Annotated in this window: 15 protein-coding genes; 13 read left to right on the forward strand and 2 right to left on the reverse strand. The window is 65.8% G+C overall.

What is annotated here, in order from left to right:
• Positions 1 to 6 precede the first annotated feature (6 nt).
• The 12 genes from BMX04_RS00660 (at position 7) to BMX04_RS00715 (ending at position 11,218) form a co-directional block, all read left to right on the forward strand.
• Positions 7 to 969 carry an AAA family ATPase gene (locus tag BMX04_RS00660; protein WP_074784247.1) on the forward strand — a complete coding sequence of 321 codons (963 nt, stop codon included), beginning with the start codon at positions 7 to 9 and terminating at the stop codon, positions 967 to 969.
• Positions 966 to 1,868 (forward strand): DUF58 domain-containing protein, encoded by a 903-nt coding sequence (locus BMX04_RS00665; protein WP_074784250.1) that lies wholly within the window; start codon positions 966 to 968, stop codon positions 1,866 to 1,868. Before BMX04_RS00660 ends, BMX04_RS00665 begins: the two co-directional genes overlap by 4 nt.
• Positions 1,858 to 2,229: a hypothetical protein gene (locus tag BMX04_RS00670; RefSeq protein ID WP_074784253.1), complete on the forward strand. Its 372-nt coding sequence runs from the start codon at positions 1,858 to 1,860 to the stop codon at positions 2,227 to 2,229. Before BMX04_RS00665 ends, BMX04_RS00670 begins: the two co-directional genes overlap by 11 nt.
• A complete protein-coding gene (locus BMX04_RS00675) occupies positions 2,222 to 3,184 on the forward strand; it encodes a VWA domain-containing protein (RefSeq protein ID WP_074784256.1) in 963 nt (320 codons plus the stop codon). Before BMX04_RS00670 ends, BMX04_RS00675 begins: the two co-directional genes overlap by 8 nt.
• Entirely contained in the window at positions 3,184 to 4,080 is an 897-nt protein-coding gene (locus tag BMX04_RS00680; RefSeq protein WP_074784259.1) for a vWA domain-containing protein, read from the forward strand. Before BMX04_RS00675 ends, BMX04_RS00680 begins: the two co-directional genes overlap by 1 nt.
• Positions 4,077 to 4,730: a tetratricopeptide repeat protein gene (locus BMX04_RS00685; RefSeq protein ID WP_074784262.1), complete on the forward strand. Its 654-nt coding sequence runs from the start codon at positions 4,077 to 4,079 to the stop codon at positions 4,728 to 4,730. Before BMX04_RS00680 ends, BMX04_RS00685 begins: the two co-directional genes overlap by 4 nt.
• Positions 4,727 to 5,920 (forward strand): BatD family protein, encoded by a 1,194-nt coding sequence (locus tag BMX04_RS00690; protein ID WP_074784265.1) that lies wholly within the window; start codon positions 4,727 to 4,729, stop codon positions 5,918 to 5,920. The genes BMX04_RS00685 and BMX04_RS00690 overlap by 4 nt, the downstream gene beginning before the upstream one ends.
• Positions 5,921 to 5,990: 70 nt before the next feature.
• Positions 5,991 to 6,707, forward strand: a complete 717-nt coding sequence (locus BMX04_RS00695) for a response regulator (protein WP_050662119.1) — start codon at positions 5,991 to 5,993, stop codon at positions 6,705 to 6,707.
• A 4-nt stretch (positions 6,708 to 6,711) separates the two neighbouring features.
• Complete coding sequence (locus BMX04_RS00700; protein WP_074784269.1) at positions 6,712 to 7,869, forward strand: FIST N-terminal domain-containing protein; 1,158 nt, start codon at positions 6,712 to 6,714, stop codon at positions 7,867 to 7,869.
• Positions 7,866 to 10,109, forward strand: coding sequence for a hybrid sensor histidine kinase/response regulator (locus BMX04_RS00705; protein WP_244888443.1), 2,244 nt, complete (start codon positions 7,866 to 7,868; stop codon positions 10,107 to 10,109). Before BMX04_RS00700 ends, BMX04_RS00705 begins: the two co-directional genes overlap by 4 nt.
• Before the next feature lie 78 nt (positions 10,110 to 10,187).
• Entirely contained in the window at positions 10,188 to 10,868 is a 681-nt protein-coding gene (locus BMX04_RS00710; protein WP_074784272.1) for a hypothetical protein, read from the forward strand.
• Positions 10,865 to 11,218, forward strand: coding sequence for a hypothetical protein (locus tag BMX04_RS00715; protein ID WP_074784275.1), 354 nt, complete (start codon positions 10,865 to 10,867; stop codon positions 11,216 to 11,218). The genes BMX04_RS00710 and BMX04_RS00715 overlap by 4 nt, the downstream gene beginning before the upstream one ends.
• A 17-nt stretch (positions 11,219 to 11,235) precedes the next feature.
• On the opposite strand, the gene BMX04_RS00720 is transcribed toward BMX04_RS00715, so the two are convergent.
• Positions 11,236 to 11,928: a GntR family transcriptional regulator gene (locus BMX04_RS00720; RefSeq protein WP_074784278.1), complete on the reverse strand. Its 693-nt coding sequence runs from the start codon at positions 11,926 to 11,928 to the stop codon at positions 11,236 to 11,238.
• Positions 11,921 to 14,851 (reverse strand): FAD-binding and (Fe-S)-binding domain-containing protein, encoded by a 2,931-nt coding sequence (locus BMX04_RS00725; protein WP_074784281.1) that lies wholly within the window; start codon positions 14,849 to 14,851, stop codon positions 11,921 to 11,923. Before BMX04_RS00725 ends, BMX04_RS00720 begins: the two co-directional genes overlap by 8 nt.
• A 145-nt stretch (positions 14,852 to 14,996) precedes the next feature.
• On the opposite strand from BMX04_RS00725, the gene BMX04_RS00730 reads away from it, so the two are divergent.
• The gene (locus BMX04_RS00730; protein ID WP_074784284.1) at positions 14,997 to 16,181 is read left to right on the forward strand and encodes a pyridoxal-phosphate-dependent aminotransferase family protein; all 1,185 of its coding nucleotides are present in this window, start codon (positions 14,997 to 14,999) and stop codon (positions 16,179 to 16,181) included.
• The last annotated feature ends 102 nt before the right edge of the window (positions 16,182 to 16,283 follow it).

A 16,283-nucleotide genomic window follows, 5' to 3' on the forward strand; every position in this document is an offset into this window, starting at 1 on the left:
GGGGCCATGGACAAGAGAGCCGAGGAGGTGCCGCAGGGCGTGGCTGCACTCGCGCAGACGCTGGAGGCGGAACTGGCGGGGCACGGACTGTTGATAAGGCGGTTGCTGATCACGCTACTGGCCGGGGGGCATCTGCTGGTCGAAGGGCCGCCCGGTGTGGCCAAGACCCGCGCGGTCAAGGCGCTGGCGGCGGGGATCGCGGCGCGGTTCGCGCGCATCCAATGCACGCCGGATCTGATGCCCTCGGACCTGACCGGCACGCCGGTTTATCACCCGAAGGATGGCACATTCGAATTCATGCCGGGGCCGGTTTTCAACAACCTCGTGCTGGTCGACGAGATCAACCGCGCGCCGCCCAAGGTTCAGTCGGCGCTGCTCGAGGCGATGGCGGAGCATCAGGTGACCGCCGGCAACACCACACACACGCTGCCCGATCCGTTTTTCGTGGTGGCGACGCAGAACCCGATCGAGCATGACGGCACCTTTCCCTTGCCCGAGGCGCAGCTGGATCGGTTCCTGATGCATGTGGTGCTCGATCTTCCGGGCATCGAGATCGAGCGGCGCATTCTCGATCTGGTCGAGGCCGAAGGGCAGGCGAAAGAGACTGCTTCGCGCGCATGTCCAATGACCTTGGTGCAGCTGAAAGAGGCGCAAAAGGCGGTCAGGGACGTATATCTGGCGCCAGAATTGCGCGACTATATCGTGCGTCTGGTGATGGCGACGCGCGATCCGGGTCTGCGCGCCGAGGTGGAGCATGCGGTATCGCCGCGCGGTACGCTGGCGCTGGCCGCGACCGCGCGGGCGCGGGCGTATCTGGACGGGCGCGATCATGCGCTGCCCGAGGATGTGGCGGCACTTGCAGCGGATGTGCTGGCGCATCGCATGGTGCTGAGTTGGGCGGCGGTGGCCGAGGGGCGGCGGGCGCGCGATATCGTGGCTGACGTTCTGAGCCGGGTGGCACCGCTGTGACGCCGGCCCTGCAGGGCGAAGGCGTGGCCCTGCGGGCCGAGGCGCTGATCGCGCTGCGGCACGTGGCCCTTGCCGCGCGGGGCGCACCGGCGCTTGCGCAGTTGCCCGGCGGGCATCCGACACGGCGCAAGGGCGCAGGGCTGGAGCCCGCCGACACCCGCGATTATGTACCGGGCGATGATCTGCGGCGGCTTGACCGGGGCACCACGGCGCGCACCGGCCGGCTGCATTTGCGCGAATACCGCGAAGAGCGCGACCGCGTGACCCTGCTTGTGGCCGATTTCAGGCCGGTGATGCACTGGGGCGTCGGGCGGCGGTTTCTGTCGGTGGCGGCGGCCGAGGCGCTCTGCATGATTGGCTGGCGGCTGGCCGAGGAGGGCGGGCGCGTGGGGCTGATGGCGCTGACCGCTGCGGATGCGGTGATCGTGCCTACCCGTGCCCGGGCACGCGGTATGCTCGACGTGATCGGCGGCATGGTGCGGGCGCATGAGATGGGATTGGCCCTCGCGATGGACGGACAGGGTGATCCGCCACTTGACTGGCTGTTGCCCCGCGCGGCGCGGCTGGTGCCGCCGGGGGCGGAGGTCGTGCTGGCCTCGGGTTTTGATGTGCCGGGCGCGGAGTTGGCGGACCGGCTCGATGCGCTTGCGCGACGGCGTGCGCTGCGGTTGTTGCTGGTGACCGAGGAACTGGAGCGGCACCTGCCCGCCGGGCGCTATCCGATCCGACAGCGCAACGGGCGCCGCGCCACGGTGCGGTTGAGTGCTGCGCGGCCGGAGGCGAGCGAGGATGAGGCTGCACGGGTTGCCGGGCGCGCGGCGCTCGTGATCGATGCAGGCCGGGACCCTGCCCATATCGCGCGACGTATCGCGGCGGAAGGGCTCCGCCATGTCGGATGATGTCGAGCGCGCGCAGACGCTGCTGGCCGGGCTGCGCGACATTCGCCTGCCTGTCGAGGCCGCAGGGGGTGCCGTGGCCGAACTCGCGGCGGCGGTGGCTCTTGGCGCGGCTGCTGCCGTGGTTGTCGCGGGGGGGGCACGTCTGATCGGGCGCCGCGCAGGCCACGTGCCGCCTGCGCCTGAGGCCAATCCGCTCGATGCCTTGTCGGCGTTTTCGGGGGACGACCGGCGCGTTGCGCTGCTGCATCTGATACGGGCGCGCGATCCTGATCGCTATGCCTGTTTGCGCCAACGCCTTTACCGGCGCGATGGGGCGCTCGACCTGGCGGTGCTGGAGGCAGAGGTGCGCGGCCGTGTTTGAACTGGCGCAACCCTGGTTGATCCTGCTCGCGCCGCTGCCCGTGCTGGTGCGCCGCCTGTTGCCGCCGCGTGTCGCCGGGAGTGCCCATCTCATCGTGCCGGACCGGATCGGTGGCGCATTGCTGGCGGCGGGGCGCGCCGATCGGGCGGGGCGGCGTGCCGACGCGCGCCTGGTCCTGTCATGGCTGATCTGGGGTCTGCTGCTGTTGGCGCTGAGCGGGCCACGCGATCTGGCCCCGGCGCGCGCGCTCAAGGTCAGCGGGCGCGATCTGGCCATCGTGCTCGACCTGTCAGGCTCGATGGTGCGGGACGATTTTCACTTGAATGGCGCACCGGTCACTCGGCTCGCGGCGGTCAAATCCGTGGGCGCGGATTTTGCGCGGCGGCGCGGCGGTGATCGGGTGGCGTTGATCCTGTTCGGATCAGAGGCGTACTACGCCGCGCCATTCACCTTTGATGTGAGTTCGGTGGCGCGGCGGATTGAGGCCGCCACGATCGGCATCTCGGGGCGCGCGACGAATATCTCGGACGGTCTGGGCCTCGCGCTCAAGCGGTTGCAGCGCTCCGAGGCGCGCAGCAAGGTGGTGATCCTGCTGTCGGACGGGTCGAACAACGCTGGCATGACGACGCCACGCGATGTGGCCGGGCTGGCGGCGCGGAAGGGGGTGCGGGTACACACCATCGCACTTGGCCCCAAGGACAAGGAGAGCGCCGCCCCGGGCGAGCGCGGTGTTGTCGATGCCGCCACCTTGCGGGTGATTTCCGAGATTTCGGGGGGTGAGAGTTTTCGCGTCCGCAATACGGAGGATCTGGTCGAGGTGGGCCGTGCGCTCGACCGGTTGGAGACCACCGCGAGCGACGGCTTGGCCGCCGAGATCTATCGGGAATTCTGGATCTGGCCCGCCGCTGTCGCGGGCCTGCTGGCGCTGCTTTTGGCCTGGCGGGAGGCGCGGTGATGGTCGGTGATGTGACCCTGCTGCGCCCCTTTTGGCTGCTGGTGCTCCCCGGGATCGCGCTGCTTGCGCTCTGGCTTTGGCGGTGCGGGGCTGGGGCGGCGGCGTGGCAGCGCGCGGCGCGTCCCGAATTGCTGGTGGCGATGACCGCGCTGGGCCGGGTGACGCCGGCGGCCGGGCGCATGCCGCTATGGGTGGCGCTGTCGCTGCCGGTGATCATCGTGATCGCGCTCGCCGGTCCGGCGGTGGAGCGGCGCGATGCGCCTGCGTTTCGCAATCTCGACGGGGTGCTGTTCGTGGTGGACGTATCGGAGGGGGTCACCGGTTCGGAAGATTGGCCGGATCTGCAGATGACGGCGCGGTTCGCGCTTGGGGCGCTTGGCTCGCGGCCTGGCGGGCTCATCGTCTATGCGGGCGATGCCTATGAGGTGGTGGACATGACCGGCGACTTGCGCGAACTGGGACAGACGCTGTCGCTGCTGGAGGCGGGCACCGTGCCTGATCCCGGCGCGCGGCCGGATCGGGCGCTGATGCTTGCGGCGCATGTGCTGCGCGGGGCCGAGGTGATCGCTGGCGACGTGCTGGTTTTTACCGATGGCTCCGGGCTTGGCCCCGAGACGCTGCGCGCGGCGACGGAATTGAAGGCCGCGGGGGCGCGGCTGTCCTTTGTTGCGCTGCGCGATGTCAGCCCGCAGATGCAGAGCCATGCCGCCCTGACCGGCGGGCAGGTCTTCGGCGCGGATGAGGTGAACGCACTGACCGACTGGCTGGCCCAGAGCGCGCGGCCCCGGCTGGAACGGCAGGGCTATCCGCTTCTGTTCTGGCATGATCTGGGGCGGTATCTGCTGGCGTTTGGCCTGTTGCCCCTGTTGTGGCTGTTCAGGCGAGGCGCGGCATGAGGGGGCTGGCGATCCTTGGCCTGCTGGCGGCGCTGCTGGCGGTTGCGCTTGGCGGAGCGGCCCCGTTCGGGCGGATTGCCCTCGCACTGCACCTGCCGGGGGTGGCGGTGCCGTTTTTCTCTGATCCGGGCTGGCGTGGCGTGGCGCGCTACCGGGCCGGGGACATGTCCGGGGCCGCGCGAGACTTCGCAGTGGCAGGGGCCGCGTTCAACCTTGGCAATGCCGAGGCGCGGCAGGGCCGCTATGCCGCCGCCCTTGAAGCTTATGACCGTGCGCGTGCCACGGGCGACGCGGCGGCGCAGGCCAATTTCGATGTGGTCATGGCGCTCTATGCCGGAAGCGCCATCGACCCCGCGAGCATTGGCCGGTTTCCCGAGCGCGAAGAGGGGCCTGAGGCCGCGTCCTTCGTGGCACGGGGCGATGCACGAGCCTCTGGCACCGGCGACGAGGTAACGAATTCGGACCCGCTGCCGGGTTTGGTGGAGCTTGAAAGCCGGGGGCGGCTCGGGGTGCGGCAGGTTTTTGACGACAGTTTCGTGCTGGCTGATGAACGCTGGCTGACGCAGCTTTCAGATGTGCCCGGAGAATTTCTGGCCGCTCGCATCGCTCATGAGCGCAAGCGCCGCGCGGCGCTGGAGGGGCGGCGATGAGAGGCTGGATGATCGCGGCGCTGCTGGCCGTCTGGCCGCTGATCGGCTGGGGACAAAGCCGCGAGGTTCTGCCGGAGCAGTTGCAGCTTTCGGTCGAGGTCGAACAGACCGGGCATCAGCCGTATCGCGGCGAGATGATCCTGGTGACCATTCGTGGCAGTTATCGGCGGCACATCACCCGCGAACGGGTGGAGCAACCGCCGCTCGATGGGTTCAGCTGGTCGCAGCTTGGTCCCGACCGCTGGTACGAAGAGCGGATTAACGGTCGTCCGGTAAAGATCTTCGAGCGGCGCATGGCGCTTTACCCCGAGCGGGCGGGCGAGTTGACCATCGGGGCCTTTACCCATCACCTGACCCTGACAGATGAGGGCGATGAGTGGTTCGAGCATTCCGTGCACTCCGAGCCGGTGGAGATCAGCGTGGCCCCCGCGCCTGCACCTGCGTCGGAGTGGTTTCCTGTGCGGCGTCTGCGGATCAGCGACGATTGGTCGAACGCGCCTGATCAACTGGCCCCCGGCGAGGGCGTGCTGCGGGTGCTGCGGATCGAGGCCCTGGGCGCCGTGCCGGGCATGATCCCGCCGATGCCGGATCTGCACTCGCCCTCGGGGCTGATCTTTGCGCATCCCGAGAAACGCCTGGTCGAACTGACGCCGGAGGGTCCGATGACCTATGCGTTCTGGCGCTGGACGATCCGGCCCGGCAATGACACCTCGGCCATCGTAGAGCCAATCCGCCTGAGGTATTTCGATACGGTGGGGCGCGTGCCGCATGAAGTGACGATTTCGGCGCAGCGGGTGGCCTATGGCACGGTTTTGCCGACGTCTTCCAAGGTCGCGCCATTGCGGGAAACGCGCCTGCCGGGCCCATCGCAGGCGGTTTTGGGGGGCGCTGTTTTTCTGCTGGGCCTGTGGCTTGCGGTGCGCGGTTGGCGGATCGAGGGGCTGAACCGGCTGCAAAGATTTGCACCGCTCGATCCGCTGGCACGGCAAATGCGGCGGGCGGCGCGGGCGGGAGATGCGCGGGCACTGCGCCGTGCCGCCGCCTTGATGCTCGCGCGCGACGGTCCGCATCCTGCGCGTCTTGCGCTGCTTGGGCGGCTGGACCGTGCCATCTTTGCTGCCGCGCCGATGACACTGGACCTGCCGGACATGGCGCGCGCGTTCACGTCCGCGCGATCAACCGCCGGGTGAACGGGGGCGTGTCACTGCTGTCTTGCAAAAGATGAAAGAGGGGGTAAAGTTCGGTCAGGGAGGAAATGTCATGAACGTGAGAGCCGAATTGCGGCCGCGCGGTCAGGTGAGTTCAGTTCTGATCGTGGACGATCACCCGCTTTATTGCGATGCCCTGGCTGCTGCGATCCCCGTGGTCTTTCCCAATTGTGTCGTCGAACAGACCGCAAGTCTGAAGGATGCGCTCAAGCGCCTCGAAACGGGCTTTCGGCCCGATCTTGTGATGTTCGACCTCAAGCTGCCGGATGTCTCGGGAATCTCTGGCTTCATCACCATGCGCGACAGGTTGAAGACTGTGCCGATCCTCGTGATTTCGGCGCTGTCCTCGTCTGAGCTGGTGCGCACGCTGATGGCGGAAGGGGCCGCCGGGTTCCTGCCCAAGGAGACGTCTGCGCAGGAATTGCGCCGTGTCATCGCGCGGGTGGGTGCGGGCGGTAAATACCTGCCCAAGGCCTATGCCGAGCGCATCGCGCGCGACGAGGGCGGCGGGCGTGCCGAGCCCGAGCATCCCACGCTGTCTGCGCTGACCCCGCAGCAGCAAAAGATCATGAAGCTGATCTGCGCGGGTAAGGCCAACAAGCAGATCGCCTATGAACTGTCGCTGGCCGAGGCCACGGTCAAGGCGCATATCACCGGGTTGCTGAACCGGTTGGGTGTCAAGAACCGGACACAGGCCGCGGTGCTGGTCAAGAGCACGATGGGCGGCGAGACGGGCGATCCCGAGGCGCGCGCCTTTCTGAGCGGCTGACGTCATGCGCGACGGTGTCACCGGCCCGCGTCATGTCTGGGTGGGGCAATCAAGTGCCGCGGAGGCGGCCCGCGCCGTGGACGAGGCTGCGGCGGGCTTAAATCTGCGCGAGACCTGTTTCGTCCTTGCCTTCGTGCCCAAGGGGCTTTGCCTCGACGAGGTCGGCGGTGCGCTGCAGGCGCGGCTTGGCGGTTTGCCTGTTTTCGGCTGCACCTCGGCGGGGCAGATCACGCCGGATGGCTACAGTTCAGACGCGCTGTTGCTGCTGGCCTTTCCCAAGGCCTATTTCCGCTGTGCCTCGGTGCTGATCGAGCAGTTGCGCCCGTTCTCCTTTTCCGCCATTGCGGCGGCGGCGGAACGGCAGGAGGTGCAGTTTCAGCATACCGCAGGATGGAACCGGCTGGCGTTGCTGTTCACCGACGGGCTGTCGAAGCAGGAAGATCTCCTGGTTTCGACGCTGGAGACGGTGCTGCCGGACATTCCCGTCTTTGGCGGCTCTGCCGGGGACGGGCTCGATTTCGACGAGACTTTCGTTTTGCAGGGCGGGCGGTTCTATAAAGATGCTGCGCTGTTGCTGATCATCGAGACATCGCTCGGCTTCAAGGGATTCAGCTTCGATCATTTCCAGCCCACCGACGAACAGCTTGTCATCACCGGCGCCGACCCCGAGGATCGTTTGGTGTTCGAGATCAACGGCGCGCCGGCGGCGCAGGAATATGCCCGGCTGGTCGGCTGTGCCCGCGATGCCCTCTCGCCCCGGATATTCGCCGAGAATCCCATTCTAGTGCACCACAAGGGCCGTTATTTTGTGCGCGCGATCAGTGACGCCACCGAGGATGACGCGCTCTCCTTCATGGCGGCGATCGATGACGGGGTTATCATGACGCTGGGGCGCGGCAAGGAAATGATCGAAACCCTGCGCACGGGGCTCGATCTCGAGAGCACCAAGCGTGAGCGGCCCGATTTCATCCTGGGCTTCGATTGCGTGCTGCGGCGTCTCGAGGTGGAGCAAAGGCAGTTGAGCCGCGAGGTGTCGGAGATCTTTCGTGAGGCGCGGGTGCTGGGCTTCAACACCTATGGCGAGCAACATTGCGGCGTGCACATGAACCAGACCTTTGTGGGCGTCGCCTTTTTCTGCCCTGACGGCCCGGGGGTGTTGTGAACCTGATCGATCCGAACCAGCCGCCCGATATCCAGATCGAGCGGCAGTCGCGGATCATTGCCGCGCTGATGCGGCGCGCGGACCGGCAGAACGAGTTGAACGTCTCGGCCTATAGCGCCTTTCAGTCGGCCATCGAGTTGCAGGCGCAGGTCGCCGCCAAGACCCGTGATCTGGAACGCGCCGCGACTGAACTGGAATCGGTTCGCGGTGATCGTGAACGTACCCGTCGCAACCTGCATGACGCGCTCTCGGCGATGCATGAGGGGTTCGCGCTGTTCATCGACGGGCGGCTCGACGTGTGCAACGAGTTGTTTCGCAACGTGTTGCCGGACGTGGCGGTCGAGATCGACTCGGGGATCACGCTTGATGCCTATTTCGACCTGATGGTGCGCAGCCGCCACCTTGTCTCGACGGATCGAAAGATCCATCACCCCGCCGCGCAGTTGAAAAAGGCGGATGACGGCGCGATGGCCATGTCGCTGCTGATCGAGGTGACGGGCGATATCTGGTATCAGCTTGGTCTTCAGCGCACCTCGTCCGACAATGTCGTGTTGCTGCTGACGGATATCACGCCGATCGTGCGGCAGAACCGGTCCGAGAAAAAGACGCTGATCGACCAGCAGGCGGATTATCTGCAGGCCGTGTTCGAGAACATGACGTCGGGCGTCTGCACCTTTTCCGCCGAGGGCACGGTGATGATGCAGAACCGGCAGTTTCGCCAGATCCTCGGCGTGCCCTATACCGAATTGCAGCGCGGCACCACGCTGGAGCGGCTGCTGGCCTTCATGCAGGCCAATGATCTGGTGCGCGACGATGCCTTTCTGGAAATTGCCAACTGGCAGGAGCAGTTGAAGAAAAACGGCTGGCTGCGGCGGCGGGTGCGGCATGGCAAGGGCCGGGTTCTGGATGTGCAGGCCAACGGGCTGCCCGATGGCGGGTTTCTGGTGGAGTTGAAAGATGTCACGCTGGAGAGCCGTGCCACGGAAATGCTTGAGAACCGGGTGCTGGAGCGCACGGCGGAACTCACCCGTGCCAACGAACGCCTGACCGAACAATTCGAGGAAATGGCCCGCGTCGAGGAGGAGTTGCGCCTTGCCAAGGAACGTGCCGAGGCGGCGGTGTCGTCGAAGACGCGGTTTCTGGCGGCGGCGAGCCATGACCTCTTGCAACCGATCAACGCCGCCAAGCTGCTCATTTCGACCCTGCAGGAGGCCGCACAGGAATCGCATCTGTCGCCGATGGTCGACCGGCTGCACCGCGCCTTCAGCTCGACCGAGCAGCTGTTGCACGCGCTGCTGGATATCTCGCGGCTCGACAGTGCCGACCCGGACGCGGTCACGCCCACCGATGTCAGTCTCGGTCCGCTGATGGAGGGGGTCTTTGCCGATCAACTGCCGCTCTCGGAATCAAAGAACGTGCGCCTTGACGTGGTGCCCTGTCATCTCTTCGTGTGGTCCGATCCGGTCTATCTGCAACGCTCGATCCAGAACCTCGTGGTCAACGCGATCCAGTATACCGAGCCGGGCGGGCGCGTGTTGCTGGGCGCGCGGCGGCGCGGCGGTCAGGTGGTGCTGGAGGTCTGGGATACCGGCATCGGCATTCAGCGCACCGATCAGAAGCGCATTTTCGAGGAGTTCGCCCGCGCCGAGAATGCCGCTTTCGGCACCGGCATGGGGCTTGGGCTGTCGGTCGTGGATCGCGCCTGCCGTCACCTTGGGCATGCGCTGCGTGTGCGTTCGGCCCCCGGGCGCGGATCGGTGTTCAGCATCGAGATGGAGGTGATCGAGGGTCGCGTGGCGCAGGATGATCCGGCGGCGCTCATTCAGGCCAAGGGCGACGTGCCCTTCGATTACCACGTGCTGGTGATCGAGAACGACGCGGACGTGCTCTTTGCCACCACGCAGCGTCTGGAACGCTGGGGCGCCCGGGTGCTGGGGGTGCAATCAACCAATGCCGCGCTTGTTCTGCTGGAAGAAACCGGGGCGGTGCCCGATATCGTGCTGGCCGATTATCATCTCGACGATGGCGAGACCGGGCTGGACGCCGTGGCCGCCTTGCGCGACTGGTCCGGGCATCATCTGCCCGCGATCCTGATCACCGCCGACCGCTCCGAGATACTGCGCCGCAAGGCGGCACGCGACGATATCTCGGTCATGCCCAAGCCGGTCAAGCTGTCGCGGCTGCGCCCGCTGATCGACTGGGCGATTCACTGGAACACCGGCGGGGCACCGTTTGGCTGAACTGCACGCGATACCGACAAAAGTCGGCCATGACAGGGCGTGCGGAACGCATAGGCTGCCGGATGGGAGGATTTGAGCATGATGAAACGCGTAGCCTTGGTACTGGGCCTCGCCCTGACGATGACGGCAGGGCCGGGACTTGCCACGTCGGTGGATGGTGAGGCGACGTATGACCTGTTGTTTCGTGATGGCACGCTCGATCCGGTAAGCCGCGACCATACGATCGTTTATCAGCGCGAGGTGACGAATACGCTCAACCCCGATGCGGCGGCGCGCGACAGCGGCGAGATCGGCCTGCGCATTGAACAGGCCGAGGATATGGAGATGGTCCGGCTGGAGTTTCGCCGTGACGGCAAGCATCGCGGCATGGGCTCGTTTCCGGCGAGCGTTGGCAATCCGATGATCATGGTGTTCTACGAATCGGTCGTCCGCGACATGGCGGAAACGGCGGGTGGCAGCCCGTTCTATATCCGCAACCGCGTCAAGGACGCACTGGTGCAGCCCTCGGAGGTGGTGCCGGGCACGGCGATGGTGAACGGCGAAGAAGTGGCCACGAGGACGATCCGGATGCGGCCCTTCGAGGGTGACCCCAATGTTGACCGGATGATGGGGTTTGGTGCGCTGGAACTGAGCGTGACCATGTCCGAGGCCGTGCCGGGCTGGTATCTGTCGCTGGTGGCAGAGGCCCCGGCCCCCGATGGTGCGGGGCTTATGTATCGCTCCAGCCTGCAATTCGACGCAGAGGAGGTGCTGCAATGATCCGGGGATTGGGTTTGGCGTTGGCTGTGGCAATTGCAAGTGGCACGGTTGCGGCGCAGGACGTGGCCGAACGCTTCAACGATTACCCGACCGAGGCGCGCGCCGATTATGTCTTTGCCTGCATGGCGACCAATGGGCAGAACCGCGACATGCTGCGGCGCTGTTCGTGTTCCATCGACGAGATCGCTGCGATCCTGCCTTATGAGAAATACCTCGAAGCCGAGACCGTGCTGTCGATGCGACGGGTGGGTGGCGAGCGCATGGCCTATTTCCAGAGCGCCGCGCCGTCTCAGGCGATGGTCGCAGATCTGCGCCGGGCGCAGGCAGAGGCCGAAATCGTCTGCTTCTGACGGGCAGGCGGTGGCGCTCAGTCGCGCGTCTTGGCCTTGATTGAGGCAAATTTCTGCAACAGGTGATCGCGCATGAGCCTTGAGCAGCGCGCCGCATCGCGGGCCAGGAGTGCCTCGGCAATGGCTTCGTGTTCCTCGACGGCCGCGCGCCAGCGGTCGGGGGTGAGGTTGGCCTGATAGCGCGCGCGCTGCACCCTGAAAGCCAGCAATTCATGCGAGCGCATGAGCGTCTCATTCCTCGTCGCCGCGAGGATCGCGTTGTGGATGGCCTGATTGATCCGAAAATAGGTCGGACGGTCCGACTGCTCGAACGACCGGCGCAGGTCCTGCGTCAGGCGCACGATCTCTTGCAGCGTGCGGTCCTCGGCTTGTTCCGCTGCCAGTTCTCCCGCCAGCCCTTCGAGCGCGGCCAGAACGCGGAACACCTCGTCCAGCTCGGCTTCGCTCTGGCGGGTGATGACCGCGCCGCGATGCGGGATGAGATTCAAGAGCCCTTCAGAGGCTAGCACCTTGAGCGCCTCGCGCAGCGGCGTGCGTGAGACACCGAATTGTTCGGTCAGACGCTTCTCGTTGATCTTCTCGCCGGGGTCCAACTGGCCTTCCAGAATCATCTGGCGCAGGCGGTTGGTGATCTCCACGGCCAATGCCGTGCGACCGATGGGATCGGGTTTGAGGGCGGTCATCGGGGCCTCGTGGCTTTGGTCATCCATTGCTGCGGCCCTCCTTTACAGCATTTTCCGACGCCTTGTCGAAAACTTCCGCAATATGCAGCGCGCGGCGGTCGGTGCCGTCGACGATCTGGTGGCGGCAGGAGGTGCCGTTGGCGATCAGAATGTCATCAGGCGCGGCGGCGCGCACGGCGGGCAGCAGGGACAATTCGCCCATTTTCTGCGACACCTCGATGGTTTCCGCCTGATAGCCGAATGCGCCTGCCATGCCGCAGCAACTGCTCTCGATTGTCTGCGGATCGAGCCCGGGGATGAGGGCGAGGGCGTGGCCCATGTCGCCCATCACGCCCGCCGCCTTTTGGTGGCAATGGCCGTGCACATGGGCGGTGTTCCCCAGTTTGGACAGCGGCAGGTTGAGCTTGCCAGCGCGGGATTCTCTGGCGATGAATTCCTCGAAGAGAAAGGCATTCTCCGACAAGAGCCGTGCATCCTCGCCGGGCAGGAGCGTCAGGAACTCATCCCGCAGGGTCAGAAGGCAGGATGGCTCCAACCCGACCACAGGCACGCCCGCGCGGGTGTGAGGCAGGAGCGCTTCAAGCGTGCGCCGCGCTTCGGCACGCGCCTTGTCGATCATCCCCGCCGCCAGATAGGTGCGGCCACAGCAGAGCGGGCGACCGGCGGCCTGGGCGGTGATCACCTCATAGCCCGCACGGGAAAGTACGCGCAGCGCAGCGCGAGGAATATCCGGCTCCATCCAGCGGTTGAACGTGTCGGTGAAGAGAATAACCTTGCCTGCCTTGGTCGAGGCGCGGGCGCGCTTTACCTCGGCATCGCGGAAATAATCGCCGCGAAACATTGGCAGGGAACGTGCGCGTGCCAGCCCGGTGATGCGTTCGCCCAAGGCGGCCAGAAACGGCACTCGGTTGCGTAATGCGATGAGACTGCGCAGCGCCACGGCGATCCGCGCGTAGCGCGGCATCTCGGCAATCAACCGGGCGCGCAGGCCGAAACCGAGCTTTTGCCCGCGCTGATAGAGCACCTCGGTCTTCATCTTGGCCATGTCCACGCCGGTGGGGCATTCACGCTTGCAGGCCTTGCAGCCGACGCAAAGCTTCATCGTGTCGGCCATCTCGTCAGAAAAGAGCGCGTCCTTGCCCAAACGTCCCGACAGCGCGAGGCGCAGCGTGTTGGCACGGCCCCGCGTCACGTCGCGCTCGTCGCGGGTGACCCGGTAGCTGGGACACATCGCGCCGCCCGCCAGCTTGCGGCAGGCGCCGTTGTTGTTGCACATCTCGACCGCGCCCTGAAAGCCGCCGCCCTTGCCGGGCCAGGCAGACCAGTCATGGCCTGTTTTCAGATTGGCGAAATCATAGCCCGGCGGATAGCGCATCAGGCTGCGGTCATCCATCTTCGGCGCATGGACGATCTTGCCGGGGTTGAGGCGGGTGTCCGGATCGAACGCCGCCTTGACCTCCTCGAAGGCGCGCAGGATGCGGGGGCCGAACATCGCGCCGTGAAATTCCGAGCGCACGATACCGTCGCCATGCTCGCCGGAATGCGAGCCCTTGTAGTCGCGCACCATCTCGAACGCGGCTTCGGCGATCTCGCGCATCTTGCGCACGTCCTGTTCCAGCTTGAGGTTGAGCGCCGGGCGCACATGCAGGCAACCCTCAGACGCATGGGCATACCATGTGCCGGTGGTGCCGTGCTGGTGAAAGACCTCTGTCAGCCTGTCGGTGTAATCCGCCAGATGATCGAGCGGCACGGCGCAATCCTCGACAAAGGACACGGGCTTTCCCTCATCCTTCATCGACATCATGATGTTGAGCCCCGCCTTGCGCAGCTCTCCGATCTCGGCGGCAAGGGCCATGTCCCAGACCTCGACCACGCCGCCTTCGTGGCTGTCGCCCTTGCCGAAGCCATAGCCCAGATCTGATATCGTGTCTGCCAGGCGGCGCATGTTCTCTTTGTTCTCGGGTGGGCTGTCGGCGAATTCCACCAGCAGCATCGCCGCCGGTTTGCCGCGCACGAATTGCTCCAGCGTTTTGGCGTAGAGCGGGATCGCGCGGGCGAGGTCGATCATGGTGCTGTCGACCAGTTCGACCGAGGTGGGGCCAAGGGCGACCAGCGATTTCGCGGCCTCCATCGCGGCGCGGAAGGTGGGAAAATGGCAGACACCCAAGACACGGGTTTTGGACGGCAGGGGAGAGAGCTTGATCTCGATGGCGGTGGAGGTGGCGAGCGTCCCCTCCGAGCCGATCAGTAGATGGGCGAGGTTTATGGGCGTGGCGCCGGGCACAAGCGCGTCGATGTTGTAGCCGCCGACCCGGCGCTGCACCTGCGGAAAGCGGGCGGCGATCTCATCGGCTTCGCGGGTGCCCAGATCGAGCATCTGCCGAAGCAGGGATTCGGGCACGCGGTTGCCCGACCCGGGGCCGAAATCGAAGGGGGTGCCATCGGCGAGAAACCCCTCGATTCGGGTGACATTGTCCCGCGTCGTGCCATAGCGCAGCGAGCGCGAGCCGCAGGAGTTGTTGCCGACCATGCCGCCGATGGTGGCGCGCGACGCGGTGGAGACATCGACCGGAAACCACAGGCCATGTGGTTTGAGCACCCGGTTGAGATCATCCAGAACGATCCCCGGCTCGACCACCGCGCGCCGTCCCTCGACGTCCAGCTCGAGGATGCGGTTGAGATGTTTCGAGCAATCGACGATCAGCCCGGAATTCACCGTCTGACCGCATTGCGAGGTGCCGCCGCCGCGCATTGTGAGCGGTATTTCAGCGGTGCGGGCGGCCTCGATGGCGGCGGCGATATCCTCGGGTCCGCGTGGTACGATCACGCCTGCGGGCATGATCTGGTAGATCGAGGCATCGGTCGCATAGCGCCCGCGCGAAAAGGTATCGAAGCGGGTTTCGCCCCGCACCTCGCGGCTGAGGCGGTCTTGAATGGCGCTGTCCAGCATGGTCCCCCGATCCGGTGGTGGTTTGAGATAATGTCTTGACAGAATATTGAATTCAGAATTCAATTCAACAAAATTCACCTGCATCCGAGTCTTCGCTACTCGGCCCGTCGCGGGCGCAGGTGCCGTCATTTTGGGGAGGAACGACATGCCTGCTGGCCGCCATTTTTTGCAAATTCCGGGTCCGTCGAACGTGCCCGACCGCATCCTGCGGGCGATGGACTATCCGACGATGGATCACCGTGGCCCGGCCTTTGCCGATGTTGGGCGCAAGGCGCTGGAAGGTATGAAGAGCATCTTCAAGACCGAGGGCCGCGTGGTGATCTACCCGTCCTCGGGCACCGGCGCGTGGGAGGCCGCAATGGTCAACACGCTGTCGCCCGGCGACACGGTGCTGATGTACGAGACTGGCCATTTCGCGATGCTGTGGAAGAAGCTTGCCGAGAAGCTGGGCCTCAACCCCGTCTTCATTGAGGGCGATTGGCGCGGCGGGGCAGATGCCGCGGCCATCGAGGAGCATCTGCGCGGCGACAAAGGCCAAGACATCAAGGCGGTTTGCGTCGTGCATAACGAGACCTCGACCGGCTCTGTCACCGATGTGGCCGCCGTGCGCCGTGCCATCGACGCGGCGGGCCATTCGGCGCTCTTGATGGTCGATACGATTTCCTCGCTGGCCTCGGTCGATTACCGGCATGACGAGTGGGGCGTCGATGTGACGGTCTCGGGCTCGCAAAAGGGTCTGATGCTGCCGCCAGGCCTGTCCTTCAATGCCGTCAGCGACAAGGCAATGACCGCGTCCGAGAGCGCCGGTTTGATCCGCTCCTATTGGAGCTGGGCTGAGATGGCAGGACCGAACGACACCGGCTATTTCCCCTACACGCCCGCGACCAACCTGCTTTACGGTCTCAACGAGGCGATCGACATGCTGCACGAGGAAGGGCTGGAAAACGTCTTTGCCCGGCATCGGCGGCATGGTGCTGCGGCGCGCGCAGCGGTCGAGGCCTGGGGGCTCGAGGTGCTGTGCAACACGCCCTCCGACCGCTCGCCGGTGCTGACGGCGGTGATGGTGCCCGAGGGGCATTCGGCCGACAATTTCCGCGCGGTCACCTTGCGCAACTACGACATGTCGCTTGGCAATGGGCTTTCGAAGGTCGCGGATCGGGTGTTCCGGATCGGGCATCTGGGCGATTTCAACGATCTGATGCTGATCGGCACGCTGGCCGGTGTGGAAATGGGCCTGCGTGATGCAGGCGTGCCCTTCCGCGCGGGCGGCGTGCAGGCTGCGATGGAGATGCTGGGCGAGACCGCCCCGGCCAATCGCGCCGCCGCCTGATGGCGGATGTTCCGCGCGGGAGGAGGAGCCTGCGCGGGACGCACCCGAGACGTTCGGGCAACGCAAAGACCACCGCGCGGAAGGAGCCGTGCGGGACACTGA

Origin of the sequence: Roseovarius tolerans, assembly GCF_900109855.1 — a bacterium.
In the GTDB taxonomy this organism is placed as follows: domain Bacteria; phylum Pseudomonadota; class Alphaproteobacteria; order Rhodobacterales; family Rhodobacteraceae; genus Roseovarius; species Roseovarius tolerans.